Origin of the sequence: Nocardia sp. NPDC059195 (assembly GCF_042754695.1) — a bacterium.
Taxonomy (GTDB): domain Bacteria; phylum Actinomycetota; class Actinomycetes; order Mycobacteriales; family Mycobacteriaceae; genus Nocardia.
In genome coordinates, this window is the sequence record NZ_JBHZBG010000001.1 from 566,458 (window position 1) to 588,846 (window position 22,389).

The following is a 22,389-nucleotide window of genomic DNA, read 5'->3' on the forward strand; positions in this document are numbered from 1 at the left end:
GTCAATAGCAGATCGTTATCACTTTCGAGGCACGGGGTGACACAACGGATCACACGCATCTACCGAATCAGACCGCTGCACACCATCTTTAGTCGATGTCAGGCGACCAAAGATGTCAGAGTAGGCGCCGGCGTAAGAGCTCACAGCAAAAGGCGAATCGCCATCCTTGACTGTGATATCCACCGCTTGTCCGGAAACAATTGTTCGGAGCACTAGTTCGAATTCGTAGTATCCCGAATGATCAGATTCCGACGGTGCGTATATCTCGAGATCTATTACATACTGTTCGCCAAGTTTTAATTCAACCCGATTCCCGTCGAAGTATGGCTTAGCCGATTCTGCACAGCTTCCACCGTCTTCCCGCTGAATTACCTTCGGCAACTGGCTCGATATGTCGACGCAGCCCCGCAAATTCTGCTCAGAACCCTGACCTTTGGCGACGATCAGGGTCCCAGCATGGGGAGCGGATCGTTTGGTTACACGAAGGACGATATCGGCAATCGTCACGGTGCTGTTCCTCGCACCCTCGACGATCAGTTTTAAACGCAGCGGACTGACCGTAACCCCCCGATGCTGCGAAATAATGTCGCGGAGGTTTGCAAGCGGGACGCTGGCCGGATTGTCGGGAATTATTCCAGGTAGCGCATATGTATGCCCTTTTTCCCCGATTTCATGCTGGACGACAGATTTTAGTGGAGGACCCAGGCGAATCTGATCCCCTAGGTCTGGACCGTAGGTTGTTCCAACAATACCTATTACTCCGGACAGGGCAGCCGTAAGTGCGAGTCCGATCGCAAGTTTGGATGTTCGCCCAAGTCCGGAAATCGCGTCCAGCCAACGCTTGGTAAAGCGTTCTCGTGTACTCGGCTTACGCTGTGGCTTCAGGCGCGATACTCGATTCGGGCGACGTGGCCGAGTCGGTTGATTGGTATTGGGCATGCCCCTCCGTCGTCAAGTGGAGTTTTCTCGGTTTCGGCTGCAATGTCTGAGAATGCGGCTAGTTGATGCGAGGAGAACCATCCGGCCCTCAGGATGATCGTTCTATCGACCATACGGTTATCCGCAGACCCTTGCGCATCGCAAATAGGTCACCTGTGGGGCTGAACAGAACCTCTCCCCATCCAGACTCAACCCGATTGCTGTCTGTGCATTCGCGTGGAAGGGAGTTCGACACGCTCCCGTCATCGATCTTCCAGAATATCGCTGGCATGTTGTATCCGGATCCAACGATCATCCGCCCATCGGGGCTCACGGACAGGTAGTCGATTCGACGGTGCTCGCACAATAGAGGGACGTGCATCGTGCGAATAACTTCGGAGGAAGTCACATCAACTAAACGCACCGAGGAATCATTTCCCCCCGCAACAAGCAGCTCGCCCTCTGGGTGAAATTCTATCTGACGAACATTAGTGAGATCTAGGCCTACAGGGGCATACCCATGCGTGTTCCACAGCATCACCCGGCCGTCATCAAACCCATTTGCAGATTCAACTGCTACGGCAATCGTTTCGCCGCTCGGTGACACCGTGGTGCCCGTGACAATTCCGCTCCGGCCGGTTTTCAGGGTTGTGATCAGGCGAGATTGTTCGATATCCCACACATCCACCCCGGCCGCGGTTGAGGTAACATTTGCACCAACTGTGCCAGATGCGTAGAGGACTTTTCCGTCGGGACTGTATGTCAATTCTAGATAGTGCGCAGAGTGTACTGTTCGTATGGTTTTCACCAGCTCGCGAGATTTGATATCCCAAAACTGAATCGAAGTTCCGCCCGTATAACCTTCCGGGTAGTTGCCGCACGGTCCTGCGACTGCAATGATCTTACCATCTGGACTGGCGGAAATAGCGGTTACAAAGCCCGATTGAAATGGAATATAGTCTCGCTCCAGGTTGTCGCAGACCATATCTCCGGATCTAACTTGTGTTCGCGCACCCCATTCGGCTACAATATTGTAGAAATTACTGCCCGGCGGTGTCGTCGTAGCAAAGATTGTTTCACCGTCCGTGCTGAATGAAAAGTCGCTGTCCCCTCGAAACTCGCCTAGCTGACGCAGGCTGATGGAGTAACCGACATTGTCGCGCTGCAGAGCGACGTACGTGATGGTTATTGCCAAAATTATCGCGACAATGCCGGCGGCCGTCGCCAGCGATCGAAGTGACATGGGTACTTCACCCTGCTTCGTGTAAGTAGGTGCGCAATAATAGCAGCCTGTTGCGTGGATCTTGAACCGTCAGCTTCGGTGCTATGCATGCAATTAGTTGGATCGTTCGCCGATTCGACGAGATTGAAATTCCGGCGACCCCCGTCAAAGCAGCTTGTTTCGACACGTGTTCCGAATCGCACTGTAGCACAGGGCAGTTCAGGCGAAGGCCCGAAAAGCTGCCATGTTGGTGGCGAACCCCCTCTGCGCAACTACGTCCAACGGCGTGGCCGGATAGATCGCTGGTCCCGGCGGCACCGCCGTGGCCGGCCCCAATCCTGGTGCGTGGAGTCCGCAGCGGCGAGGTATGGGCATGATGTCGTAGGGATTTCGATCAGCGCGCCCGGCCCCGCTGCGGGTGTACCAGTCCCGGGTCAGGAAAGGCCGAGGTCTCTGGCGACGATCATCTTCATCACCTCGCTGGTTCCGGCGTAGATGCGGGCCACGCGGGCGTCGGTGTAGAGGCGGGCGATCGGGTATTCCGTCATGTAGCCGTAGCCGCCGAACAGTTGCAGGCATCGGTCGACGGTGCGGGCCTGGACCTCGGTGCAGAACAGTTTCACCCGGGCGGCGTCGGCGCCGGAGAGCACGCCGTCCACCAAGTCCGTGACGGCCCGGTCGATCATGGTCTGCGCGGCCTCGACTTCGGTGGACAGTGCCGCCAGCTCGAACTTGGTGTTCTGGAACGAGGCGACCGGTGTGCCGAAAGCCGTACGCTCCCTGGTGTATTCGACGGTGGCGCCGATCGCCGCGCGCGCCTGGGCGACCGAGCCGACCGCGACGGTGAGCCGTTCCTGGGGCAGGTTGTGGCCGAGATAGCCGAAGGCCGCGCCCTCCTCCCCCAGCCGGTTGGCCACCGGTACCCGCACATCGGTGAACGACAGTTCCATGGTGTCCTGCACCTTGCAGCCCATCTTCTCCAGTTCCCGGCCGCGTTCGAAGCCGGGCATCCCGTCCTCGACGACCAACAGCGTGAGCCCCGCCCTGCGATTGTCCGGGTCGGTGGCGGTGCGCGCCACGACGATCACCAGATCGGCGAGCAGTCCGCCGGTGATGAAGGTCTTGGCGCCGTTGAGGACGTAGTGGTCGCCGTCGCGGACCGCGCTGGTGCGCATGCCTGCCAGGTCGGAGCCGGTGCCGGGTTCGGTCATGGCGATCGCGGTGAGCAGTGATCCGGCGGCGAGGCCGGGGAACCAGCGCTCGCGCTGCGCGGCGTCGGCGTATTCGAGGAAGTACGGCAGGATGACGTCGAGCTGGGTGCGGACGGTCCCGAGTGTCACCAGGGCGCGGGCGGCCTCTTCCTGCAGGACCACGTTGTAGCGGTAGTCGCGCAGGCCCGCGCCGCCGAACTCCTCGGGCAGCGCGATGCCGAGCAGGCCGAGTTCGCCCATCTCGGTGAAGATCTCGCGGGGCATCCGCCCGGCGCGTTCCCAGTCCGCGTAGTTCGGTGCGATGCGTTTCTCGACGAAACCGCGCACCAGTTCCCGGAATGCCTCGTGATCGGGCGTGAACAATTCGCGACGCACGTGATCTCCCTGATCTCAGACGAGCTCGACGACGGTGGCGTTGGCGGTGCCGCCGCCTTCGCACATGGTTTGCAGGCCGTAGCGAATCCCGTTGTCGCGCATGTGGTGCAGCATGCGGGTCAGCAGGACCGCGCCCGAGCCGCCGAGCGGATGGCCGAGTGCGATCGCCCCGCCGAGCGGGTTGAGCCGGGTCGGGTCGGCGCCGGTCTCGGCCAGCCAGGCCAGCGGCACGGGCGCGAACGCCTCGTTCACCTCGTACACCCCGATCTCGGACAGTGCGAGCCCGGCGCGGCGCAGCACCTTCTCGGTGGCGGGGATCGGACCGGTGAGCATAAGCACCGGATCCGAACCGGCCACCGCGCCCGCGCGATAGCGAGCCAGCGGGGTGAGCCCGAGTTCGCGCGCCTTCTCCGGCGTGGTGAGCAGCAGGGCGGCCGCGCCGTCGGAGATCTGGGAAGAGTTGCCCGCGTGGATGACTCCGTCGTCGCGGAATGCAGGCTTCAGCTTCGCCAGCTTCGCCACGCTGCTCCCCCGCCGGATGCCCTCGTCGACCTCGACCACACCGTCTTCGGTGGTCACGGGCACGATCTGCTCGGTGAAGGCGCCCGCGTCCTGGGCGGCGGCGGCGCGTTCGTGGGAGAGCACCGAGAATTCGTCGAGGCGGGTCCGGTTCAGGCCCCACTTCCCGGCGATGAGTTCGGCGGAGACGCCCTGGTTGAAGGAGAAGCCGTCGTAGCGGGCCAATGCCCGCGGACCGTACGGTGCGCCACCGACTTTGGCTGCGCCGAGGGGCACCCGGCTCATCACCTCGACCCCGCCGGCGACGACGACATCGACCATGCCGGACATGACCGCCTGGGCGGCGAAGTCGACGGCCTGCTGGCTGGACCCGCAGGCACGGTTCACGGTCGTGCCGGGCACGCTCTCCGGCCAGCCGGCGGCCAGCACCGCGTACCGGCCGATATTGCTCGACTGGTCGCCCACCTGGGAGACACAGCCCCACACCACGTCGTCGACGACGGCCGGGTCGAGGCCGGTGCGTGCGGCCAGTGCGGTGAGTACCTGGGCGGACAGGTCCGCCGGGTGCACCCCGGCCAGACCGCCGTTGCGTTTGCCGACCGCGGTGCGGACCGCGCCTGCGATGACTACCTCGGGCATGTCTATCTCCCGTTCTCGGAGCTCGTGGGACGGATCGGTGGACGATGCACCGTCCACCGCCCGGTGAAGCGTGGTTCGCGCCGTTCGGCGAACGCGGCGAAGGCTTCCGGCGCGTCGGCCGTGGCGAAGTTCAATCCCTGTGCGCGGGACTCGGCGGCGAGTGCTTGGCGCAGGGTGGCGTCGGCGCCCTCGTGCAGCAGTGTCTTGGTCTGGGCCAGCGCGACCGGTGGGCCCGCGGCCAGCCGGGCAGCGAGATCGTCGGTGAACGCGTCGATCTCGTCCGCGGGACGAACCCAGGTGACCAGACTCAGTGCGTGCGCCTCGGCGGCATCGATGGTTTCGGCCAGCAGCGTCAGCCGTTTGGCCTGCTGCATCCCGACCAGCCGGGGCAGCAACCACGAACCACCCAGATCGAGGGTGAGCCCGCGGGCCGTGAACACCTGCGCGAAGGTCGATTCCGGGGTCGCGACCACCAGATCGCATCCCAGCGCCAGATTCCACCCGGCCCCGATCGCGGGTCCTGCGACCTTGGCGACCGTGGGCAGCGGCAACTCGTGCAGCAATGTCGCCACATCGGTGAGTGGACGCATGCGGTAGATCGGGTGCGCGTTGTCCGGCACCGAGATGTCGGCCCCGGAACAGAAAGCGCTGCCCGCTCCGGTGAGGACGAGCGCCCGCACACTGCGATCGGTCGCGACTACGCGCAACGCATCGGCCAGGGTGGTGAAGAGTTCGGCGTCGATGGCGTTGCGCCGGTGGGGGCGATTCAGGGTCAGTGTGCGTACGCCGTCGCGGTCGGAGACCAGGAGTACAGGACCAGCGGAGCCGTCACCGGTCATGTCGCCACCTCGCCACGCTGCGATCCTGCTGGCGCACAGGCACTAACGCCTCGTCCGGCACTGGGCGGCGACACCGGGGCCGGGGCGTCGGCGCCGACCATGATCTGACGCCGCTGTTGACCGCCCGACAAGGGGACCTTCGACGGGTGGCAGCGCGCACGCACGCCTGCGGCCGCTGGTCACTGCAGCAGCGCGCCGCGCACGACCCCGGTACAGACTGGCTGTCGCACGAGACCGATCGTGCTGCGTCTGTGCCCGAGGTCGCTTCGGCGGTCATGTCGCGACCTCGGTGCGGACTGGTCCGCCGATCACGGCGACGTGACGCATCTGCTCGATTTCGCTTGCAGTGCAGCCTATTTCACCGAGGATGTGTTCGGTGTCGGCTCCGAGTGCAGGTACCGGACCCATGGGCGCCTCGTAGTCGGCGATCACCGCCGGCGGCAGGAGAGACGGGATGGGGCCCGCTGGGGTTTCGATGTCGCGCCAGCGGTCGCGCTGTGTCAGTTGTGGGTGGGCGATGACTTCGCTGGGGCGGTTGTAGCGGGCGTTGCCGATTCCCGCTTCGTCGGCGATGCGCTGGATGTCGGCCAGGTCGTGGCGGGTGCACCAGGCGGTGATGGCGGCGTCGAGTTCGGCGCGGTGGCTGGTGCGGCCGGTGTTGGTGCGGAATCGGGTGTCGGCGGCCAGGTCCGGGCGTTGCAGGACGGTGGTCGCCAGTCGCTGCCATTCGCGGTCGTTGGTGGTGCCGAGGACGACGGTGTGGCCGTCGGCGGTCGGGTAGGCGCCGTAGGGGGCGACGGCGGGTGAGCTCATGCCGAGGGGTTCCTGATCCACACCGGCGTGCCGGGCGTAGGTGAGGTGGTATCCCATCAGTTCGGCCATGGTGTCGAACAGGCTGATGCCGATCGTTGCGCCCTCGCTGCGCACCAGGTGGCCGATGGGCACAGGCCCTCCTGCGGCCGCCCCGGCGTCGCGACGGTACAGACACATCATGATCGAGAGCGCGGCGTACAGCCCGGTGGTCGCATCCGCCACCGGCGGACCGGGTTTGGCGGGTTGCCCAGCTGTCCCGGTTACCGCGCAAACTCCCGCCTCGGCTTGCACCAGCAGGTCGTAGGCGCGTTTGTGCGACAGCGGCCCGTCGCGACCGAACCCGTCGATCTCGACCGCGACAAGCGAGGGATAGCGGGCGGCGAGCTCGTCCGGCGACAGACCGAGCCGGGCGGTAGCGCCCGGCGCGAGGTTGGACACCAGCACATCGGCACCGCCCAGCAGTCGATGCAGAATATCCAGCCCCGCATCGGTTTTCAGGTCGAGCGCCACCGATTCCTTGCCCCGGTTCACCCAGACGAAGTGGGCGGCCTGCCCGAGCACCACATCGTCGTAATGCCGGGCGAAATCACCGCCCACCGGGTTCTCGATCTTGATCACCCGCGCACCGAAATCGGCAAGCACCCTGGTACACATGGGCGCCGAGACGGCCTGTTCCAACGCGATCACGGTGATCCCGGCCAGCGGCGCGGCCGCGGGTGGGTCGACCGGTGTCATCAGATCACCGTGCCGCCGTCCACCGGCAGCACCTGCCCGGTGACGAAAGAGGCCGCATCGGAGGCCAGGAACACGAACGCGCCCGCCACCTCGTCCGGTTCGGCCCAGCGGCGCAACAGGATCCGGTCCAGCATCTGCGGCGCGAACCGGTCGTCGGTACGGATGGCTTGCGTCATCGTGGTCGCGGCCAGCGGCGCCACCGCGTTCACCAGGATCTGTTTGCGCGCCAGCTCTTTCGCCATCGACTTGGTGATGCCGATGACCGCCGCCTTGGCCGCGGAGTAGTTCACCTGGCCGAGCGTGCCGACGATGCCCGCCGCGGAGGTGACATTGATGATCCGCCCGGTGCCGTCGGTGGGCAGGTACGGCAGCGCCGCCTGGACACACTGGATGGCCCCGAGCGCGTGGATGTCGAACAGGAGCCGCACCGATTCCCCGGTGGTCTTGTTCAGCATCGCCGGCGCGGTCACCCCGGCATTGTTGACCACGATGTGCAGCGCGCCGCCGGTGAGCGCGGCCGCTCGCTCGGCGGCCTCGGCCGCCGCGTCGGCGTCGGTGACGTCGAAGGCGAAACTCGCCGCGGTGCCGCCGTTTCCGGTGATCTTCTCCGCGACGGCCGCCGCGGCCGCACCGTCCAGATCGGTCACCAGTACGGCGGCACCCGCGGTAGCGAGCGCTTGGGCGACCGCGGCGCCGATGCCACCCGCCGCCCCGGTCACCAGCGCCGAACGCCCGGTGAGGTCGAACAGTGTCTGCGGCGCCATCAGTAGCTCCTCGGTAGGCCAAGGGCGTGGGTGCCCAAAAAGTTCAAGATCATTTCCTGGCTGACCGGCGCGATCTTCATCACCCGCGACTCCCGGAAATACCGGGCAACGTGGTATTCCTCCGCGTACCCCATTCCGCCGTGGGTCTGCAGGGCGCGGTCGGCCGCGGTGAAGCCGGCATCGGCGCACAGGTATTTGGCCGTATTCGCCTCGCGCCCACAGGATTTGCCGTTGTCGTAACGCCAAGTCGCCTGGCGCAGCACCAGTTCGGCGGCGTCGAGCCTGGCCAGCGAGTCGGCCAAAGGGAACTGAATACCTTGGTTCATGCCGATCGGCCGGTCGAAGACGACCCGCTCCTTGGCGTAGCGCACCGCCCGGTCCAGCGCGACCCGGCCGAGGCCGAGCGCCTCGGCCGCGATCAGCATGCGTTCGGGGTTCAGCCCGTCGAGCAGGTAGCGGAAGCCCTGCCCCTCCTCGCCGACCCGGTCCTCGACCGGCACCCGCAGGTCATCGATGAACAGCTCGTTCGAGCTCACCGCGTTGCGGCCCATCTTGGCGATCGGGCGGATGTCGACGTGGGCACGGTCCAGATCCGTCAGGAACAGGGTCATGCCGTCGGTCTTCTTCTCGACCTCGCCGTAGGGCGTGGTCCGGGTCAGCAACAGGATCTTCTCCGACTCGAGCGCCTTGGAGATCCACACCTTGCGGCCGTTCACCACGTAGTGGTCACCGTCGCGCCGAGCCGAAGTGGTGATGCGCGGAGTGTCCAGTCCCGCACCGGGTTCGGTGACGCCGAAGCACACGTGCAGCTCACCGGCGGCGATGCGCGGCAGGGTGCGCTGCTTGAGTTCGGTGGAACCGTGCACCACCACCGGCTGCATCCCGAAGATGGACATGTGGATCGAGCTCGCGGCGTTCATCCCGCCGCCGGAGCGCGAGACCTCCTCGGCCAGCAGGGTGGCCTCGGTGATGCCGAGGCCGTGCCCGCCGTATTCCTCGGGGATGGTGATGCCGAGCCAGCCACCGTCGGCGATCGCCCGGTAGAACTCGGTGGGGAATTCGTGGTCCCGATCGTGTTCCAGCCAGTACTGATCGTCGAACTTGCGGCACAGCTGGGCGACCGAGGAGCGGATGAGTTCCTGATCCTCGGACAGGTCGAAATGCATGCCTTCGGGCATTGTTCGGTCTCCTCTCCTCAGTCGGCCGATCCGGACGGCACCGGCTCCCGGATCGCCCGTTCGGCGAGCCCGTCCAGCTCGTAGGCCTGCCTGGCCAGCCAGAACCGCAGGAAGTTGGTCAGCGAGTAGCGCAGGAACACCGCGGCACCGGTGACAGCGAGGGCCACCCCGCCCAGCGCCAGCACGATGGCGTCGCGTTGGGCCAGTGGGTCGGTGGTGCCATGCGACATCAGGTAGGCCAGCGCGGCGAGCACCGGCCCGGCCACCATCAGGACGACGCCGGTGCGCAGCCATAGTCCGGAACGGCCGGCCGCAGGGTCGGGGATCTTGAGTTCTCGCAGGTCACGGGTGAAACGGTCCGCGCGGGATTCGGTCATGATGGATCACTTCCTAGATAGAGGGCAGCCAATTCGTTGCGGAGTCCGCTGTCCGGATGTCCTTGGCGCACCACGCGTCCGCGCACCAGCACGGCCGCGTGATCGGCGATGTCGAGGACGGCGGCGGCGAATTGTTCGACGACGAGCACCGCCACGCCGTGGCGGGCGATCTCGGCGACCTGTTCGTAGAGCCGCTCGACCACCAGCGGGGCCAGGCCCATGGACAGTTCGTCGAGCAGCAGCACCGCCGGGTCGGTGGCCAGCCCCCTGGCCAGGGCGAGCATCTGCTGCTCACCGCCGGACATGGTGCCTGCCACCTGTCCGGCGCGGGTGTGCAGGATCGGGAACCGGTCGAAGGCGATCTCCTCGATCTGCGCGCGGGTGCGGCCGGTGCAGGTCATCATCCAGAGGTTCTCGCGCACAGTGAGATTGGGGAAAACGCCACGGCCTTCGGGGATCAGGCAGACTCCGGCACCGGCCAGATCGCGGCCCGCGGCCCCGGTGACATCGCGCCCGCCCAGTTCCAGGCTGCCCGCCGTCAGCGGATGGGTGCCCGCGACCACGTGCAGTGCCGTCGTCTTGCCCGCGCCGTTGGGCCCGAGCAGCGCGACGACCCGCCCGGCCGTGACCTCGAGGTCGACGCCGTGCAGCACGGTGATCGCACCGTAGGCGGCGCGCACGCCCCGCAATGCCAGCAGGGGCGCCGGGCCGGTCGTCTCGGTCGAGGCCGCCGTGGCGGCCGGCTGCACGGTGGTCACAGGTCCCCCAGGTAGGCGGCGAGGACGGCTTCGTCGGTACGGATGGTCGCGGGCGGGCCGGAGGCGATCATCCGGCCGAGGTCGAGCACGTAGACCTCGTCGCAGACGTTCATCACCAAGCCCATGTCGTGTTCGACCAGCAGCACGGCGGTGCCCTCCTCGGCGAGTGCGCGCAGCAGATCGCCGAAGCGCTCGGTCTCGGTGTGGTCCTGCCCGGCGGCGGGTTCGTCGAGCAGGATCACGCTCGGCCGGGCCGCCACCGCCCGGCCCACCTCGACCAATCGTCCGGTGCCGGTGGGTAATTCGTCGGCGCAGGCGTCAGCTACGGCGCCGAGGCCGAACCGGTCGATGATGTCGTCGACGAGCTGTCCGGCCCGGCGCCGGTCCGGCCCGAGTTCGGCGGCTACCAGGAGGTTGTCGCGCACGCTGAGCCTGCCGAACAGTTCGAGCCGCTGGAAGGTGCGCGCCATCCCGTGCCGGGCGCGGCGGGCGGGCCCGGCCCGGGTGACATCGCGACCGGAGAGGGTCACCCGCCCGTGCACCGGAGTGCGCAGGCCGCAGATCACGTCGAACAACGTGCTCTTGCCCGCGCCGTTCGGTCCGATCAAGCCGGTGATCGTGCCGGCTTCGGCGCGCAGGGTCGCGGCGTCCAGTGCCCGGTTGCCGCCGAACACGACGGTGACATCGTCAACTTCCAGTAGTGACGGCACGATCGAGCACCTCCTCGTCCTCGGGTGTCCAGGGCCGCCGGATGCCCCACCATTCGACCGGCACTTCCGACGGATCGGCCACGGGCCGGTGGCGCACCGAACTCCAGATCCGCGCCGCCACGGTCGCGACGACGAGACCGCCGGTGAAGGCCCAGCCGTCGATCGACTCGAGCAGGCGCAGGCCCCACAGCCCGAGCACGACGAGCACCAGCAGCGGTGCCACCACCCGGTCGCGCAGCATCGGGAACCATTCCCGGCGCAACGGGGCGATGGCCCCGTCCTTGAGCACGCCACCGCCGAAGAGGATGCCGCCCAGCGAGGGCAGCACCTGCGAGAGATTCAGCAGGCCGGGCCACAGCACCGGAATCACGTTCAGCGGACCGGCGAACACCAGGCCGGTGAACATGCCCGCGCCGATCGCGCCGAGCCCGGCGATGGTGACGATCAGGAAGATCGGCAGGCCGGCCACCAGGTTGAACTGATCCGGTGCCACTGCCTGCAGCTGCATCCCGTACAGCGCGCCACCCAGTCCGGCGATGGCCGCCGAGAGCGTGAACACCGTCACCCGCGCCAGCAGCAGGCTGCCGCCGAGGGTCGCGTAGGCGGCCTCGCTGTCGCGCAGCGCGATCAGCCTGCGGCCGAATCGGCTGCGCCGCAACAGCGCGACACCGAAACCGGCCACCGCGAGGCAGACCGCCGCGAACACGGTGATGCCCGCGGTGGTCTCCACCTTCAGCCCGAACAGGTCCGGTCCGGCGATCGACACCGACCCCTGATCGAACAGCGCGATGCGCACCCCGAGGATCTCGAAGGCGGGCAGCGTGAAGATCCACCGGTCGAGCACGACCGCGAAGGCGGCGGTGGCCAGCGCCATGTAGACGCCCGAAAGCCGCAGTGCCGGAATCGCTATCACCGCGCCGACGAGTCCCGCGATGCCCATGGCCGCGAGCAGCGCCCACCATTGACCGTCCGGTCCCAGGTGCCCGTAGGCCACCGCGCCGATGCCTGCCAGACCGAGCTGGCACAGCGAGATCTGTCCCGCGAAACCGAGCAGCGGCACATATGACAGCGCGATGACACCCCAGGCGAACATGGCACCGTAGGTGATCAGATCCGGCTCGCTCAGCATGGTGGCCAGCATCAAACCGAGGGTGACGATCACCGCCGCGAAGGCCGCCGAGCCGCCGAGGGTGGGCAGCGGCACCGCGCCCACCCGCCGGTCTCGTCCGCGCAACCGGCCGTGCGGGAACAGCAGCAGCGCGACGAACAGCAGCAGCGCGGGCGCCGCGAGCCGCAGGCCGGGCAGATACTCGTTCTGCGGCAGATACCCGGTCAGGTAACTCTCCAGCAGGCCGACGACCACCGCGCCGACGAACACCATCGGCAGATTGCGCAACCGCCCGAAAATGGCGGCGGTGTAGGCACTCACGATGAGCAGTGACAGCTGTGCCGCGTCCAGGGTGACCATCGGCGCGATCAGGATGCCGCCGATCGCGGCCAGTTCGATGCCGAGGATCCAGGCGATCCGGTTGGCCCGCTGCGGGTCGGCGCCGGTGAGCCCCACCAGGGCGCGGTCGTCGACCGTTGCCCGCATCTCCACCCCGGTTCGGGTGCGGTACAGCAGGATCCGCAGCGCGATCGCCACCGCGATCGCGACGGCGATGGTCAGCGCCTGGTGCCAGGTCAGCGTCACCACGCCCAGATCGATCGACGGCTGGTCGGGGAAGAACCGTGGCAGCGACCGCGATTCGTTCGGATTCCAGACCCAGCGCGCGAGCACGATCAACCCGCTGAGCAGCGCGATGGTCATCACCAATTTCTCGGCGTCGCCCAAGCCCTGGGTCGGTGCCAGGGTCCGGCCGAAGAACAACCCGAAGGCCGGGGCGAAGACCAGCAGCACCGCGGCCAGCGCGAGCGGGACGGGCCAGCCCCAGCCCACTGACAACTGCCAGTAGACGAAGGCCGAGACCATGCCCGCCGCACCGTGCGCGAAGTTGAACACCCCGGTGGTGGTGTAGGTGAGTACCAGGCCACTGCCGATCACGGCGTAGATCGCGGCGGTACTCAGGCCGACGATGCCGAAGGCGAGAAATTGCTCCATCAGCGGACGCGCTCCGTCACTTCAGATCCGCGAGACTCTTGCCGACCGAGGCCAGCGTCGCCGGCTGACCGAAGTCCGCCGTGTATCGGTAGGGGGTGAAGCCACAGCGGTACAGCCCGTCGGTATTGGGCGAGAACTGCGCGGACTTCCACCCATCGGGGCCCGCCTGCTGCACGTTGAAGCAGCGGGTCTGCTCGGCCAGCGGCTTGGACAGGTCGACCGGTGCCTGCAGCCCGCCCGCGGTCCAGGCCGTCTCCTTCGCCGCGGTCTTGTAGACGCAGGCGCGGGTCAGTTCGTCACCGCACGCGGTGGCGGATTTGGCGAACAACAGCCAGGACTGGAAGGCGCGCAGCACCTGGAAGGTGATGGTGCTGTCGGGGGCGTACTGCTCGAAGAGGTCCTTCACCTGCTGTACCGCAGGCACTCGGTCGGCCGCGTCCAGCGGTGCGGTGCCGCTCATGTCGAGCACGTTGTTCTGCTGTCCGAGTGAGCTTTTCGCCGAGTCCAGGAACACCTGGTTGTAGGAGTTGGCGTTGGCGTCGATCCAGTCCAGCTTGTAGTTCATGCTGGTCAGCACGTCCTGCAGCTTCGCCAGATAGCGGAAGTCACCGTAGAAGATGAGGCCCTTCACCCCGGCGGCCTTGATGGCCTGGGCGTAAGGCGTCCAGTCCGAGACGCCCGAGATCGGGTACAGGTCGCTGTAGGCGATCTTCGCCCCGGCGGCGGCGAACGACTCGGTGAGCTTGTCGCCCATGACCTTGGTGATCGGCGAGTCGCCGTTGATCATGCCGATGGCGTTCTTGGAATCGGGGAAGGCCTCGTTGATGAGCCAATCCTGGAATCCGGTGTAGGGATTCACGTTCTCCGACATCGACGAGCCCGCACCCAGTTGCAGGTCCGAACCGGTGTTGGCGGTCTGGGAGACCTGCGCCGGGAACTCCGGCAGCAAGCAGCTGAGGCGGTCCTTGACGCCGAGACCGTCGAGCGCGGCGCTACCGCCGACCAGGACGAAGTCCTCCCGACAGGCCTCGAGCGTGCGCTGGCGGACCTCCATGAGCTTGGTATCGCGCAGGTTGGCGACGATCTTGCGGCCGTTGATACCGCCCGCCGCGTTGCACCAGGACGTGAAGACCTTCGCCGCGTCGACGAAGTCGGGATTCTTGGTGAAGCCGATGTCGGAGAAGACACCCACTTCGACCTCGGTCGCCGTCACGCCCTGCGCCTGCGTGCTGCCCAGCGTGCCCGACTTGCAGACATCGCTGAGCGTGCCGAAATCGCCGGACACGGCAGGGGCCGGACCGCTCGCACCGTCCTCGCGCGCTCCGCTCTCCCGGCCGCACCCTGCCACCAGGAGAGCGACCGCCATCAGGGCGATGACTGTTCGCTGTGGTTTCACCGTAAATCCTCCTCCGTGAGCAGCCGCGGCATGGCGCCCGCTGCAACGGAAACTATCTTCTCAGAATCGGATAATCAATATCGAGTTTCCGGAGAGTATGAATCTTCCAGGTCGGCCGAGGCCGCTCGCCCGGCACCGACACCGGGCGGCCGAAGTCGCGTTTGACAGCGCTCGACCTGCATGGAAATCTAGTAGTCAGTTTTGGAGAATTACATTCTCACGAGAGGGAGTCCCTTGGCACACTTCACCAAACCAGCGGCGGGGAGCTGGACACAGAACTACCCCGAGCTGGGCACCGATCCGGTGGACTACACCGACTCCATCGACCCCGCCTTCTACGAGGACGAGCGCCAGGCGATCTTCCGCAGGACGTGGCTCAACGTCGGCCGGATAGAGCGGCTGCCCCGGATCGGCAGCTACTTCACCAAAGAACTGCCCTGCATCGGCTCGTCGGTCGTGATCAACAAGGACCGCGACGGCCAGATCCACGCCTTCCACAACATCTGCCGCCACCGCGGCAACAAGCTGGTGTGGGACGACTACCCCAACGAGGAGACCGCCGGCTCGTGCCGCCAGTTCACCTGCAAGTACCACGCGTGGCGCTACGACCTCAACGGTGATCTGAACTTCGTCCAGCAGGAGAAGGAGTTCTTCGACCTGGACAAGAGCAAGTACGGCCTCAAGACGATCCGCTGCGAGGTGTGGGAGGGGTTCATCTTCATCAACCTCGACCCGAACGCCAAGCCGCTGATCGACTACCTCGGCCCGATGATCAAGAGCCTCGGGGGCTACCCGTTCCACGAGATGACCGAGGTCTACAGCTACAAGGCCGAGATCGGCAGCAACTGGAAGCTGTTCATCGACGCCTTCGCCGAGTTCTACCACGCACCGATCCTGCATCAGAAGCAGGCGGTCCAGAACGAGGCCGACAAGCTGGTCACCAGCGGTTTCGAGGCGCTGCACTATGAGATCGAGGCGCCCCACTCGATGGTGTCGTCCTGGGGTGGCATGGCTCCGCCCAAGGACCCGAACATGGTCAAGCCGATCGAGCGCGCTCTGCGCAGCGGGCTGTTCGGGCCGTGGGATCGGCCCGATATCGAGGGCCTGGACCCACTGCCCGAGGGCATCAACCCGGCCCGCCATCGCGCCTGGGGCATCGACGAATTCGAGATCTTCCCGAACATGTCGTTGCTGTTCTGGGCGCCGGGCTGGTACCTCACCTACCACTACTGGCCGACCGCGGTGAACAAGCACATCTTCGAGGCCAACCTCTACTTCGTGCCCGCCAAGACCGCGCGCGAGCGGCTGGCCCAGGAGCTGGCCGCGGTGACCTTCAAGGAGTACGCGCTGCAGGACGCGAACACCCTCGAAGCCACCCAGACCATGATCGCCACCCGCGAGATCAGCGACTTCCCGCTCAACGACCAGGAAGTCCTGCTGCGCCACCTGCACACCACCGTCCAGCGCATCGTGAAGGAATACCGCAATGACAACGCCGACAAGTGAGGCCGCGACCGTGACCGAGCAGCAACTGCCCGCCGAGTTCACCGATCTCGCGCGGTTCTCCGACTGGATCCTGCCGACCGAACCCGAGCGCTACACCAAGCGCCTGGCCTCCTCGATGGCGCAGATGCAGGAGCTCTACGACGCCGGGATGCAACGACTCGACGCCGCGCTGGACTACTGCGACAAGTACGACATCAACGATCTGCCCGATGAGGTGCGTAACCTGTTCAACCTGCTGCAGTCGGTGGTGATGGTGTCGTTCCCGATCGAGTGCTGGAAGCAGCCCCGGGTGCCGGACTCCGGCGCGGCCTATCTCGACATCGTCCACGAGCCCCTGGTCTGACCCATGGCGACACTGACACTGAAGGCCGCCGGGCTGCTCGATGTCGACACCGGCACGATCGTGCGGCCGGGCTTGCTGCGGATCGAGGACGATCGGATCGTCGGTGTCGGCGGCACCGAGGACGGCGAGGTCGTCGATCTCGGCGACCTCGTGCTGCTGCCCGGGCTGATGGACATGGAAGTCAACCTGCTGATGGGCGGACGCGGCGAGACCGGACTCGCTTCCAGCGTCACCGACGATCCGGCCCTGCGGGTGTTACGTGCGGTGGGCAATGCCCGCCGCACCCTGCGGGCCGGTTTCACCACCGTCCGCAACCTCGGCCTGTTCGTCAAGACCGGCGGCTATCTGCTCGACGTCGCGCTGGGCAAGGCGATCGACGCGGGCTGGATCGAGGGGCCACGCATCGTGCCCGCGGGCCATGCGATCACCCCGACCGGCGGGCACCTCGACCCGACCATGTTCGCCGCCTTCGCCCCGGACGTGCTGCACCTGACGATCGAGGAGGGCATCGCCAACGGCGTCGACGAGGTACGCAAGGCGGTGCGCTACCAGATCAAGCACGGCGCGCAGCTGATCAAGATCTGCGTCTCCGGTGGCGTCATGTCCCTCACCGGAGCACCAGGGGCACAGCACTATTCGGACGAGGAACTGCGCGCGATCGTGGACGAGGCCCATCGTCGTGGGCTGCGGGTGGCCGCGCACACGCACGGCGCCGACGCGGTCAAGCACGCGGTGGCCGCCGGGATCGACTGCATAGAGCACGGCTTCCTCATCGATGACGAGGCGATCGCGCTGATGGTCGAGCACGGCACCTGGCTGGTACCCACCACCAGACTGGCCGACGCGATGGACGTCTCCAAGGCCGATCCGGCGTTGCAGGCCAAGGCCGCCGAGATGTTCCCCAAGGCCCGCACCTCGGTGCTGGCCGCCTACAAGGCCGGCGTCCGGATCGCCGTCGGCACCGACGCGCCCGCGATTCCACACGGCCGCAACGCCGACGAGCTCGTCGCCCTGGTCGAGCGCGGGATGACCCCGATCGACGTGTTGCGTGCGGCCACCGTGCGGGCCGCCGAGCTGATCGGGGTCTCCGATCGTGGACGGCTGGCCCCCGGGCTGCTGGCCGATGTCATCGCCGTTCCCGGTGATCCCCTGGCGGACATCACCTGCACCAGGGACGTGCGATTCGTGATGAAAGGCGGAAGAATTCATGTCAAGAAGTGACGACCTGCTCGAGATCCAGCAGGTGCTCGCCCGCTACGCGGTGACCATCACCCAGGGCGACATCGACGGAGTGGTCGCGGTGTTCACCCCCGACGGCACCTACAGCGCGTTCGGCGACACCTACACCCTCGATCTGTTCCCCGACCTCGTCGCCGCCGCACCGAAAGGGCTGTTCCTCACCGGGATTCCGGTGCTCGAGATCGACGGTGACAGCGCGACCGGCACGCAGCCGCTGTGCTTCGTCGACCACAGCACCCACGACCTGCGCATCGGCTACTACACCGACACGCTCGTGCGGACCGACGACGGCTGGCGGCTGCGGACCCGCCGGATGACCTTCATCCGGCGCAACGGCGACCACGACTCCGGTATCCCGCACGCCTTCGAGCGTTCCAAGGCATGACAGTGCACACCGGCCCGGAAGTGCCTGCCCTGCACGAGATCTCCGGATTCCGGGACCGTTTACGCGCGTGGCTCGACGACAACGATCTGACTCCGGCACCCGACGAATCCCTCGACGGCCAGGTGGCGCAGCTGTCGCGAGTACGGCGTGCGCTGTTCGACGCGGATTGGATGCGCTACGGCTGGCCCGCCGGGATCGGTGGTCTCGGCGGGCCTGCCGCGTTGCGCGCCGTACTCGGCGAGGAGGTCGCCACCCGTGACCTGGCCGAGCCAGGCATCTGGTCGATGATCGAGGTACTGGCGCCGACGATGATCTCCTACGCGCCGCCCGCGCTGGCCGCGCGGATGGTGCCGCTGTTGCTGTCGGGCCGCGAGCAATGGTGCCAGGGGTTCTCCGAGCCCGGCTCGGGCAGCGACCTCGCCTCGCTGAGCACCACGGCGACACCGCGCGGCAGGGACTGGGTGATCTCCGGCCAGAAGGTGTGGACCAGTCTGGCGCAGTACGCGGCTCGCTGTGTCCTGCTCACCCGGACCGGGCCGGGCCATGACGGCATCACCGCGTTCTTCGTCGACATGGACACGCCGGGAATCACGGTGCGCCCACTCCAGACGATGCACGGGGTGGACGAATTCGCCGAGGTGTTCTTCGATGACGTGGTGGTGTCCGGCGATCGTCTGCTCGGCGCGCCGGGTGACGGATGGCGGATCGCCATGGATCTGCTGCCCTACGAACGCTCCACCTGCTTCTGGCACCGGATCGCGTACCTGTTCACTCGACTGGAGAACCTGCTCGCACAGGCTGATCACCACGCCGAGGACGACCGGGTCCTCGGCGCCGCCTACCTGGCCCTGCACACCGTGCGCTGCCGATCGCTGGCCACCCAGCACCGGCTCGCCGAAGGCACCCGGCTCGGCCCGGAGACCTCCGTCGACAAGGTCTTGCTCGCCGGCGCCGAACAGCAGCTCTTCGACCTCGCCCGCGACCTGCTGCCGGGCGCCGTCGAACTCGACGACGGCCCGTGGCGCACCGAATTCCTGTACTCCCGGGCGGCCACGATCTACGGCGGCACCGCCGAGATCCAGCGCAACATCATCGCCCGCCGACTCCTCGATCTCGGAAAGGAAGGAGCATGACCGCGGACTCCGGCCTCGACGCCACCGAACGGTCCCTGCTCACCACCGCGGTGCGCCGGACGATGACCGACCACACCGGCGCCGCACTCGCCGCCGCACTGACCGAACTCGGCTGGCCCGAAATACTCACGGCCGCACCCGAACTCGCCGGACCGGTGTTCTTCCGGCTGCTCGGCGAGACCGGCGCGCACGCTCCCCTGCTCCTGGACGTGCTCGACCCGGCCGGAGCCGATGCCGTGACGCTGCCGTTCGCGGGTGAACGGTGGGTGCGCTGGGACCGCGACGAGGCAGACGCACCGGCGGTGGGTACGCCCGCTTCGTCGATCCACCGCACCGATCTCCCGGTGCGGGCCGTGCCGACAGGTTCGACGCCACCCGCCCGCGTCCTCGCCGACGGCAGGCGCCTGCTCGGCTGGTGGTTGCTGGGTTCCGGGCACGCCATGCTCGCTCTCGCGCGCACGCACGCTATCGAACGCGCCCAATTCGGCCGCCCGCTTGCCTCTTTCCAGGCCGTCCGGCACCGTCTGGCCGAAACACTCGTCGCGCTCGACGGCGCCGAGGCCGCGCTCCTGGTCGCCGATGCCCAGCACGGCGGCACCGCGACGGGATCGACCGACAACCACGTCATCGCGGCACTACTGGCCAAGGCTGCCGCAGGTCAGGCGGCGCTCACCGCCGCGCGGCACTGCCAGCAGGTGCTCGGCGGTATCGGTTTCACCGCCGAGCACGCCATGCATCGACACCTGCGGCGCGTGCTGATCCTCGACGGACTGCTCGGCAGTACAAGGGAACTCACGCAGCAGGCCGGTGCGACGATCCGGCGGTCGGGTACCGCGATCCGCATCGCGCAACTCTGAACGCACGTCCGGATGGCACTCACGGCACCGAACCGCAGCCTGTTCGCGGACACGACACGGCCCGGTACCGGGGTTCGGTATCGGGCCGCCGAGGGTCAGGTTCAGCAGGTCGCTGGAGTTTGCCCCTGGATTGCCTGTAGTGCGCAGAACGTGGCCTTGGCGACCTTCCAGTCCTGGCCGTCCTTGACGGCCTGTCCGGTCTGATCCGGCAGCACCGGATTGCCGCCCATCAGGAGGGAGTAGGTGACGTCGGCGGTGGTGGCGCCGGTGAGTTTCACCGCGCTCACCGTGACGGATGTGCCCTGGGCCTGAGGGTTCTGAGCCTGGCCGTCGAAGATCGAGCGGAAGCTCTCACCCCCCTCGACCAGCGCGACACGGTCGTTCGTCGGCGCCTTGCCGTTGAAGAAGGTCGTGTAGGCCTTGGTGACCGCCTGGGTGGTTGCCGCATCGGCGGCGCCCGCGGCGGCGACGGTCGCGGCGGCCGAGGTGGTGGCCGGGGCGGCGGTCTCGTCGTCGGAACCACAGCCGGTGAGCGCTGTGGCGACAACGAGCCCGCAACAGAGCGCGGCGGTACGGAACAGAGAGGTGCGCATGAAACTTCCTTGTCTCACTTGATGTTGGCTTTCATTTCGTCCATGTCGATCAGGATCGGATATCCGTTGACGCTCAACGCGTTTCCGTGCCCCGTCTGATGGATGTCGAAGACCGACTGGATGGCGGCGTAGAAGCCCTGCACATCCAGGGTCTGGTTGACCGCCCGCTTGGCCTGCCGCAGACCGAACGCGGGCATGCCCGCGATCCGGGTGGCCAGCTGCCGGGTGTGCTCGTCGAGTTCGGCGCGCGGGACGACCGCGTTCACCATGCCGACCTGGTGGGCCTCCTCGGCCGTCACCGGGCGCCCGGTGAACAGGATCTCCTTGGCCTTGCGGGCGCCGAGTTCCCAGGTGTGGCCGTGGTATTCGACGCCGCCGATGCCCATCAGGACCACCGGATCGGAGAACAGGGCGTCCTCGGCGGCGACGATCAGATCGCACGGCCAGCACAGCAGCAGCGCGCCCGCGATACACCGGCCCTGCACGGCCGCGATGGACGGTTTGGGCACGTTGCGCCAGCGCAGCGAGTACTCCAGGTAGCGGCGCGATTCCAGGCCGTAGATCCGGTCGAGGGTGATGGTGCTCGGATCGGGCCAGGACTTGTCCTTGAGGTCGTGCCCGGCCGAGAAATGCTTGCCCTCGGCCCTGAGCACGATCACCGCGACATCCTCGGCGGCGGCGGCGCGCGTCCAGGCGGCATCCAGCTCGTCGAGCAGCTCACCGTTCTGTGCATTGGCGGCATCCGGCCGGTCGAGGGTGATCGTCGCGATGCGATCGGCGACTTCGTAACGAATGTACAAATCGATGCTCCTTGCCGGGCTGGTGGCGGTCGGCTGAGAATACCATTCTCACTCCCGGAAGTAACAGTCTCACCGATGTTGCGAAATGCGGCACATGGCTACACAGTTAAACGGGGTTCTCCGGTACAGTGCATTCATGTTCTCTTCGCATGACCGGGGATCGAGGTGCCCGTGACCAGCCCGAGCGAGAAGCCGGCGTGGAAACAGCGCGCGGTCGAACGATCGCTACGCACCGCGACGCTGCGCGCCGAGGAGCGGGTACAGCGATTCCTCGACGCCGCCCAGGCCATCATCACGGAGAAGGGCAGTACCGACTTCACCGTGCAGGAGGTCGTCGACCGCTCCCGCCAGTCGCTGCGTAGCTTCTATCTGCAGTTCGACGGCAAGCACGAACTGCTGCTCGCCCTGTTCGAGGACGCGCTCGCGCGTACCTCCGAACAGCTACGCGCGGCCGCGGACGGACAGACCGATCCGATGGACAAGCTCCAGGTCACCGTCGAATTGCTGTTCGAGCTGTGCCGTCCGGATCCTGCCGCCCAGCGCCCGCTGTTCACCGATTTCGCACCGCAACTGCTGGTGTCGCATCCCGGGCACGTCAAGGTCGCGCACGCACCGGTATTGGCGCTGTTCACCGAGCTGATGGACCAAGCCAAGGAGGCGGGCGAGATCACCGCCGATATGAACACCCGCCGGACCGCGGCCATGGTGATGCAGACGGTCATGTTCACCGCGCAGTCCACCGGCGCGGTCGACGAGGAGACCCAGTACCCCATCACGGCCACCGAGGTCTGGAACTTCTGCGCCCACGGCTTCGCCCGCGCCTGAACACCGTCCACCCGAGGCGATCTCGCCGAGGATGACATCGAACGATCACGAGAACCGGGCCGGAGGCAAAACCCCGACAACCCGGTGTGCCACTGAGCCGACCAAACACCCCCCCGGCACCACAAAAACCCGCCCCCGACACAAAACCCCCCC

Annotated in this window: 22 protein-coding genes; 7 read left to right on the forward strand and 15 right to left on the reverse strand. The window is 66.7% G+C overall.

Annotation, left to right across the window (positions count from 1 at the left end):
• Positions 1-18: 18 nt before the first annotated feature.
• The 13 genes from ACFXKN_RS02600 to ACFXKN_RS02660 form a co-directional block, all read right to left on the reverse strand.
• The gene (locus ACFXKN_RS02600; RefSeq protein ID WP_379432232.1) at positions 19-939 is read right to left on the reverse strand and encodes a hypothetical protein; all 921 of its coding nucleotides are present in this window, start codon (positions 937-939) and stop codon (positions 19-21) included.
• An 88-nt stretch (positions 940-1,027) separates the two neighbouring features.
• A complete protein-coding gene (locus tag ACFXKN_RS02605) occupies positions 1,028-2,161 on the reverse strand; it encodes a WD40 repeat domain-containing protein (RefSeq protein WP_379432233.1) in 1,134 nt (377 codons plus the stop codon).
• Between the two features lie 413 nt (positions 2,162-2,574).
• Positions 2,575-3,726, reverse strand: coding sequence for an acyl-CoA dehydrogenase family protein (locus tag ACFXKN_RS02610; protein WP_378949689.1), 1,152 nt, complete (start codon positions 3,724-3,726; stop codon positions 2,575-2,577).
• A 15-nt stretch (positions 3,727-3,741) separates the two neighbouring features.
• Positions 3,742-4,884 (reverse strand): thiolase family protein, encoded by a 1,143-nt coding sequence (locus ACFXKN_RS02615; RefSeq protein ID WP_379432234.1) that lies wholly within the window; start codon positions 4,882-4,884, stop codon positions 3,742-3,744.
• Between the two features lie 2 nt (positions 4,885-4,886).
• Positions 4,887-5,723, reverse strand: a complete 837-nt coding sequence (locus ACFXKN_RS02620; protein ID WP_379432235.1) for an enoyl-CoA hydratase/isomerase family protein — start codon at positions 5,721-5,723, stop codon at positions 4,887-4,889.
• Positions 5,724-5,996: 273 nt separating this feature from the next.
• Entirely contained in the window at positions 5,997-7,271 is a 1,275-nt protein-coding gene (locus tag ACFXKN_RS02625; RefSeq protein ID WP_379432236.1) for a CaiB/BaiF CoA transferase family protein, read from the reverse strand.
• On the reverse strand, positions 7,271-8,035 hold the full coding sequence (locus ACFXKN_RS02630; protein WP_379432237.1) for an SDR family NAD(P)-dependent oxidoreductase: 765 nt from the start codon (positions 8,033-8,035) through the stop codon (positions 7,271-7,273). Before ACFXKN_RS02630 ends, ACFXKN_RS02625 begins: the two co-directional genes overlap by 1 nt.
• Positions 8,035-9,201, reverse strand: a complete 1,167-nt coding sequence (locus ACFXKN_RS02635; protein WP_379432257.1) for an acyl-CoA dehydrogenase family protein — start codon at positions 9,199-9,201, stop codon at positions 8,035-8,037. The genes ACFXKN_RS02630 and ACFXKN_RS02635 overlap by 1 nt, the downstream gene beginning before the upstream one ends.
• A 29-nt stretch (positions 9,202-9,230) precedes the next feature.
• Complete coding sequence (locus ACFXKN_RS02640; RefSeq protein ID WP_379432238.1) at positions 9,231-9,590, reverse strand: hypothetical protein; 360 nt, start codon at positions 9,588-9,590, stop codon at positions 9,231-9,233.
• A complete protein-coding gene (locus ACFXKN_RS02645; RefSeq protein WP_379432239.1) occupies positions 9,587-10,348 on the reverse strand; it encodes an ABC transporter ATP-binding protein in 762 nt (253 codons plus the stop codon). The genes ACFXKN_RS02640 and ACFXKN_RS02645 overlap by 4 nt, the downstream gene beginning before the upstream one ends.
• Positions 10,345-11,058: an ABC transporter ATP-binding protein gene (locus ACFXKN_RS02650; RefSeq protein WP_379432240.1), complete on the reverse strand. Its 714-nt coding sequence runs from the start codon at positions 11,056-11,058 to the stop codon at positions 10,345-10,347. Before ACFXKN_RS02650 ends, ACFXKN_RS02645 begins: the two co-directional genes overlap by 4 nt.
• Positions 11,036-13,159, reverse strand: coding sequence for an ABC transporter permease (locus ACFXKN_RS02655; protein WP_379432241.1), 2,124 nt, complete (start codon positions 13,157-13,159; stop codon positions 11,036-11,038). Before ACFXKN_RS02655 ends, ACFXKN_RS02650 begins: the two co-directional genes overlap by 23 nt.
• Positions 13,160-13,175: 16 nt before the next feature.
• Positions 13,176-14,555 carry an ABC transporter substrate-binding protein gene (locus tag ACFXKN_RS02660; protein ID WP_379432242.1) on the reverse strand — a complete coding sequence of 460 codons (1,380 nt, stop codon included), beginning with the start codon at positions 14,553-14,555 and terminating at the stop codon, positions 13,176-13,178.
• 234 nt (positions 14,556-14,789) lie between these two features.
• On the opposite strand from ACFXKN_RS02660, the gene ACFXKN_RS02665 reads away from it, so the two are divergent.
• From ACFXKN_RS02665 to ACFXKN_RS02690, 6 genes are read left to right on the forward strand one after another with little or no spacing between them, the layout of a single operon-like run.
• A complete protein-coding gene (locus tag ACFXKN_RS02665) occupies positions 14,790-16,061 on the forward strand; it encodes an aromatic ring-hydroxylating dioxygenase subunit alpha (protein WP_379432243.1) in 1,272 nt (423 codons plus the stop codon).
• Positions 16,042-16,404, forward strand: coding sequence for a hypothetical protein (locus ACFXKN_RS02670; protein ID WP_379432244.1), 363 nt, complete (start codon positions 16,042-16,044; stop codon positions 16,402-16,404). The genes ACFXKN_RS02665 and ACFXKN_RS02670 overlap by 20 nt, the downstream gene beginning before the upstream one ends.
• Before the next feature lie 3 nt (positions 16,405-16,407).
• On the forward strand, positions 16,408-17,625 hold the full coding sequence (locus ACFXKN_RS02675; RefSeq protein ID WP_379432245.1) for an amidohydrolase family protein: 1,218 nt from the start codon (positions 16,408-16,410) through the stop codon (positions 17,623-17,625).
• Complete coding sequence (locus ACFXKN_RS02680) at positions 17,612-18,028, forward strand: nuclear transport factor 2 family protein (protein ID WP_378949717.1); 417 nt, start codon at positions 17,612-17,614, stop codon at positions 18,026-18,028. The genes ACFXKN_RS02675 and ACFXKN_RS02680 overlap by 14 nt, the downstream gene beginning before the upstream one ends.
• Entirely contained in the window at positions 18,025-19,161 is a 1,137-nt protein-coding gene (locus tag ACFXKN_RS02685; RefSeq protein WP_379432246.1) for an acyl-CoA dehydrogenase family protein, read from the forward strand. Before ACFXKN_RS02680 ends, ACFXKN_RS02685 begins: the two co-directional genes overlap by 4 nt.
• The gene (locus tag ACFXKN_RS02690) at positions 19,158-20,018 is read left to right on the forward strand and encodes an acyl-CoA dehydrogenase family protein (protein WP_379432247.1); all 861 of its coding nucleotides are present in this window, start codon (positions 19,158-19,160) and stop codon (positions 20,016-20,018) included. The genes ACFXKN_RS02685 and ACFXKN_RS02690 overlap by 4 nt, the downstream gene beginning before the upstream one ends.
• A 101-nt stretch (positions 20,019-20,119) precedes the next feature.
• On the opposite strand, the gene ACFXKN_RS02695 is transcribed toward ACFXKN_RS02690, so the two are convergent.
• Both ACFXKN_RS02695 and ACFXKN_RS02700 read right to left on the reverse strand, forming a co-directional pair.
• Positions 20,120-20,611: a hypothetical protein gene (locus ACFXKN_RS02695; protein ID WP_379432248.1), complete on the reverse strand. Its 492-nt coding sequence runs from the start codon at positions 20,609-20,611 to the stop codon at positions 20,120-20,122.
• A gap of 14 nt (positions 20,612-20,625) precedes the next feature.
• A complete protein-coding gene (locus tag ACFXKN_RS02700) occupies positions 20,626-21,411 on the reverse strand; it encodes an enoyl-CoA hydratase (RefSeq protein WP_378928293.1) in 786 nt (261 codons plus the stop codon).
• Positions 21,412-21,570: 159 nt separating this feature from the next.
• Here ACFXKN_RS02700 and ACFXKN_RS02705 point away from each other — a divergent pair, with 159 nt between their 5' ends.
• The gene (locus ACFXKN_RS02705) at positions 21,571-22,236 is read left to right on the forward strand and encodes a TetR/AcrR family transcriptional regulator (protein ID WP_378949788.1); all 666 of its coding nucleotides are present in this window, start codon (positions 21,571-21,573) and stop codon (positions 22,234-22,236) included.
• Positions 22,237-22,389 lie beyond the last annotated feature (153 nt).

Bases quoted from the DNA above. Each gene is read 5' to 3' on its own strand.
- ACFXKN_RS02600 (WP_379432232.1), bottom strand. From the start codon at position 939: ATGCCCAATACCAATCAACCGACTCGGCCACGTCGCCCGAATCGAGTA.
- ACFXKN_RS02605 (WP_379432233.1), bottom strand. From the start codon at position 2,161: ATGTCACTTCGATCGCTGGCGACGGCCGCCGGCATTGTCGCGATAATT.
- ACFXKN_RS02615 (WP_379432234.1), bottom strand. From the start codon at position 4,884: ATGCCCGAGGTAGTCATCGCAGGCGCGGTCCGCACCGCGGTCGGCAAA.
- ACFXKN_RS02620 (WP_379432235.1), bottom strand. From the start codon at position 5,723: ATGACCGGTGACGGCTCCGCTGGTCCTGTACTCCTGGTCTCCGACCGC.
- ACFXKN_RS02625 (WP_379432236.1), bottom strand. From the start codon at position 7,271: ATGACACCGGTCGACCCACCCGCGGCCGCGCCGCTGGCCGGGATCACC.
- ACFXKN_RS02630 (WP_379432237.1), bottom strand. From the start codon at position 8,035: ATGGCGCCGCAGACACTGTTCGACCTCACCGGGCGTTCGGCGCTGGTG.
- ACFXKN_RS02635 (WP_379432257.1), bottom strand. From the start codon at position 9,201: ATGCATTTCGACCTGTCCGAGGATCAGGAACTCATCCGCTCCTCGGTC.
- ACFXKN_RS02640 (WP_379432238.1), bottom strand. From the start codon at position 9,590: ATGACCGAATCCCGCGCGGACCGTTTCACCCGTGACCTGCGAGAACTC.
- ACFXKN_RS02655 (WP_379432241.1), bottom strand. From the start codon at position 13,159: ATGGAGCAATTTCTCGCCTTCGGCATCGTCGGCCTGAGTACCGCCGCG.
- ACFXKN_RS02670 (WP_379432244.1), top strand. From the start codon at position 16,042: ATGACAACGCCGACAAGTGAGGCCGCGACCGTGACCGAGCAGCAACTG.
- ACFXKN_RS02675 (WP_379432245.1), top strand. From the start codon at position 16,408: ATGGCGACACTGACACTGAAGGCCGCCGGGCTGCTCGATGTCGACACC.
- ACFXKN_RS02680 (WP_378949717.1), top strand. From the start codon at position 17,612: ATGTCAAGAAGTGACGACCTGCTCGAGATCCAGCAGGTGCTCGCCCGC.
- ACFXKN_RS02685 (WP_379432246.1), top strand. From the start codon at position 18,025: ATGACAGTGCACACCGGCCCGGAAGTGCCTGCCCTGCACGAGATCTCC.
- ACFXKN_RS02690 (WP_379432247.1), top strand. From the start codon at position 19,158: ATGACCGCGGACTCCGGCCTCGACGCCACCGAACGGTCCCTGCTCACC.
- ACFXKN_RS02695 (WP_379432248.1), bottom strand. From the start codon at position 20,611: ATGCGCACCTCTCTGTTCCGTACCGCCGCGCTCTGTTGCGGGCTCGTT.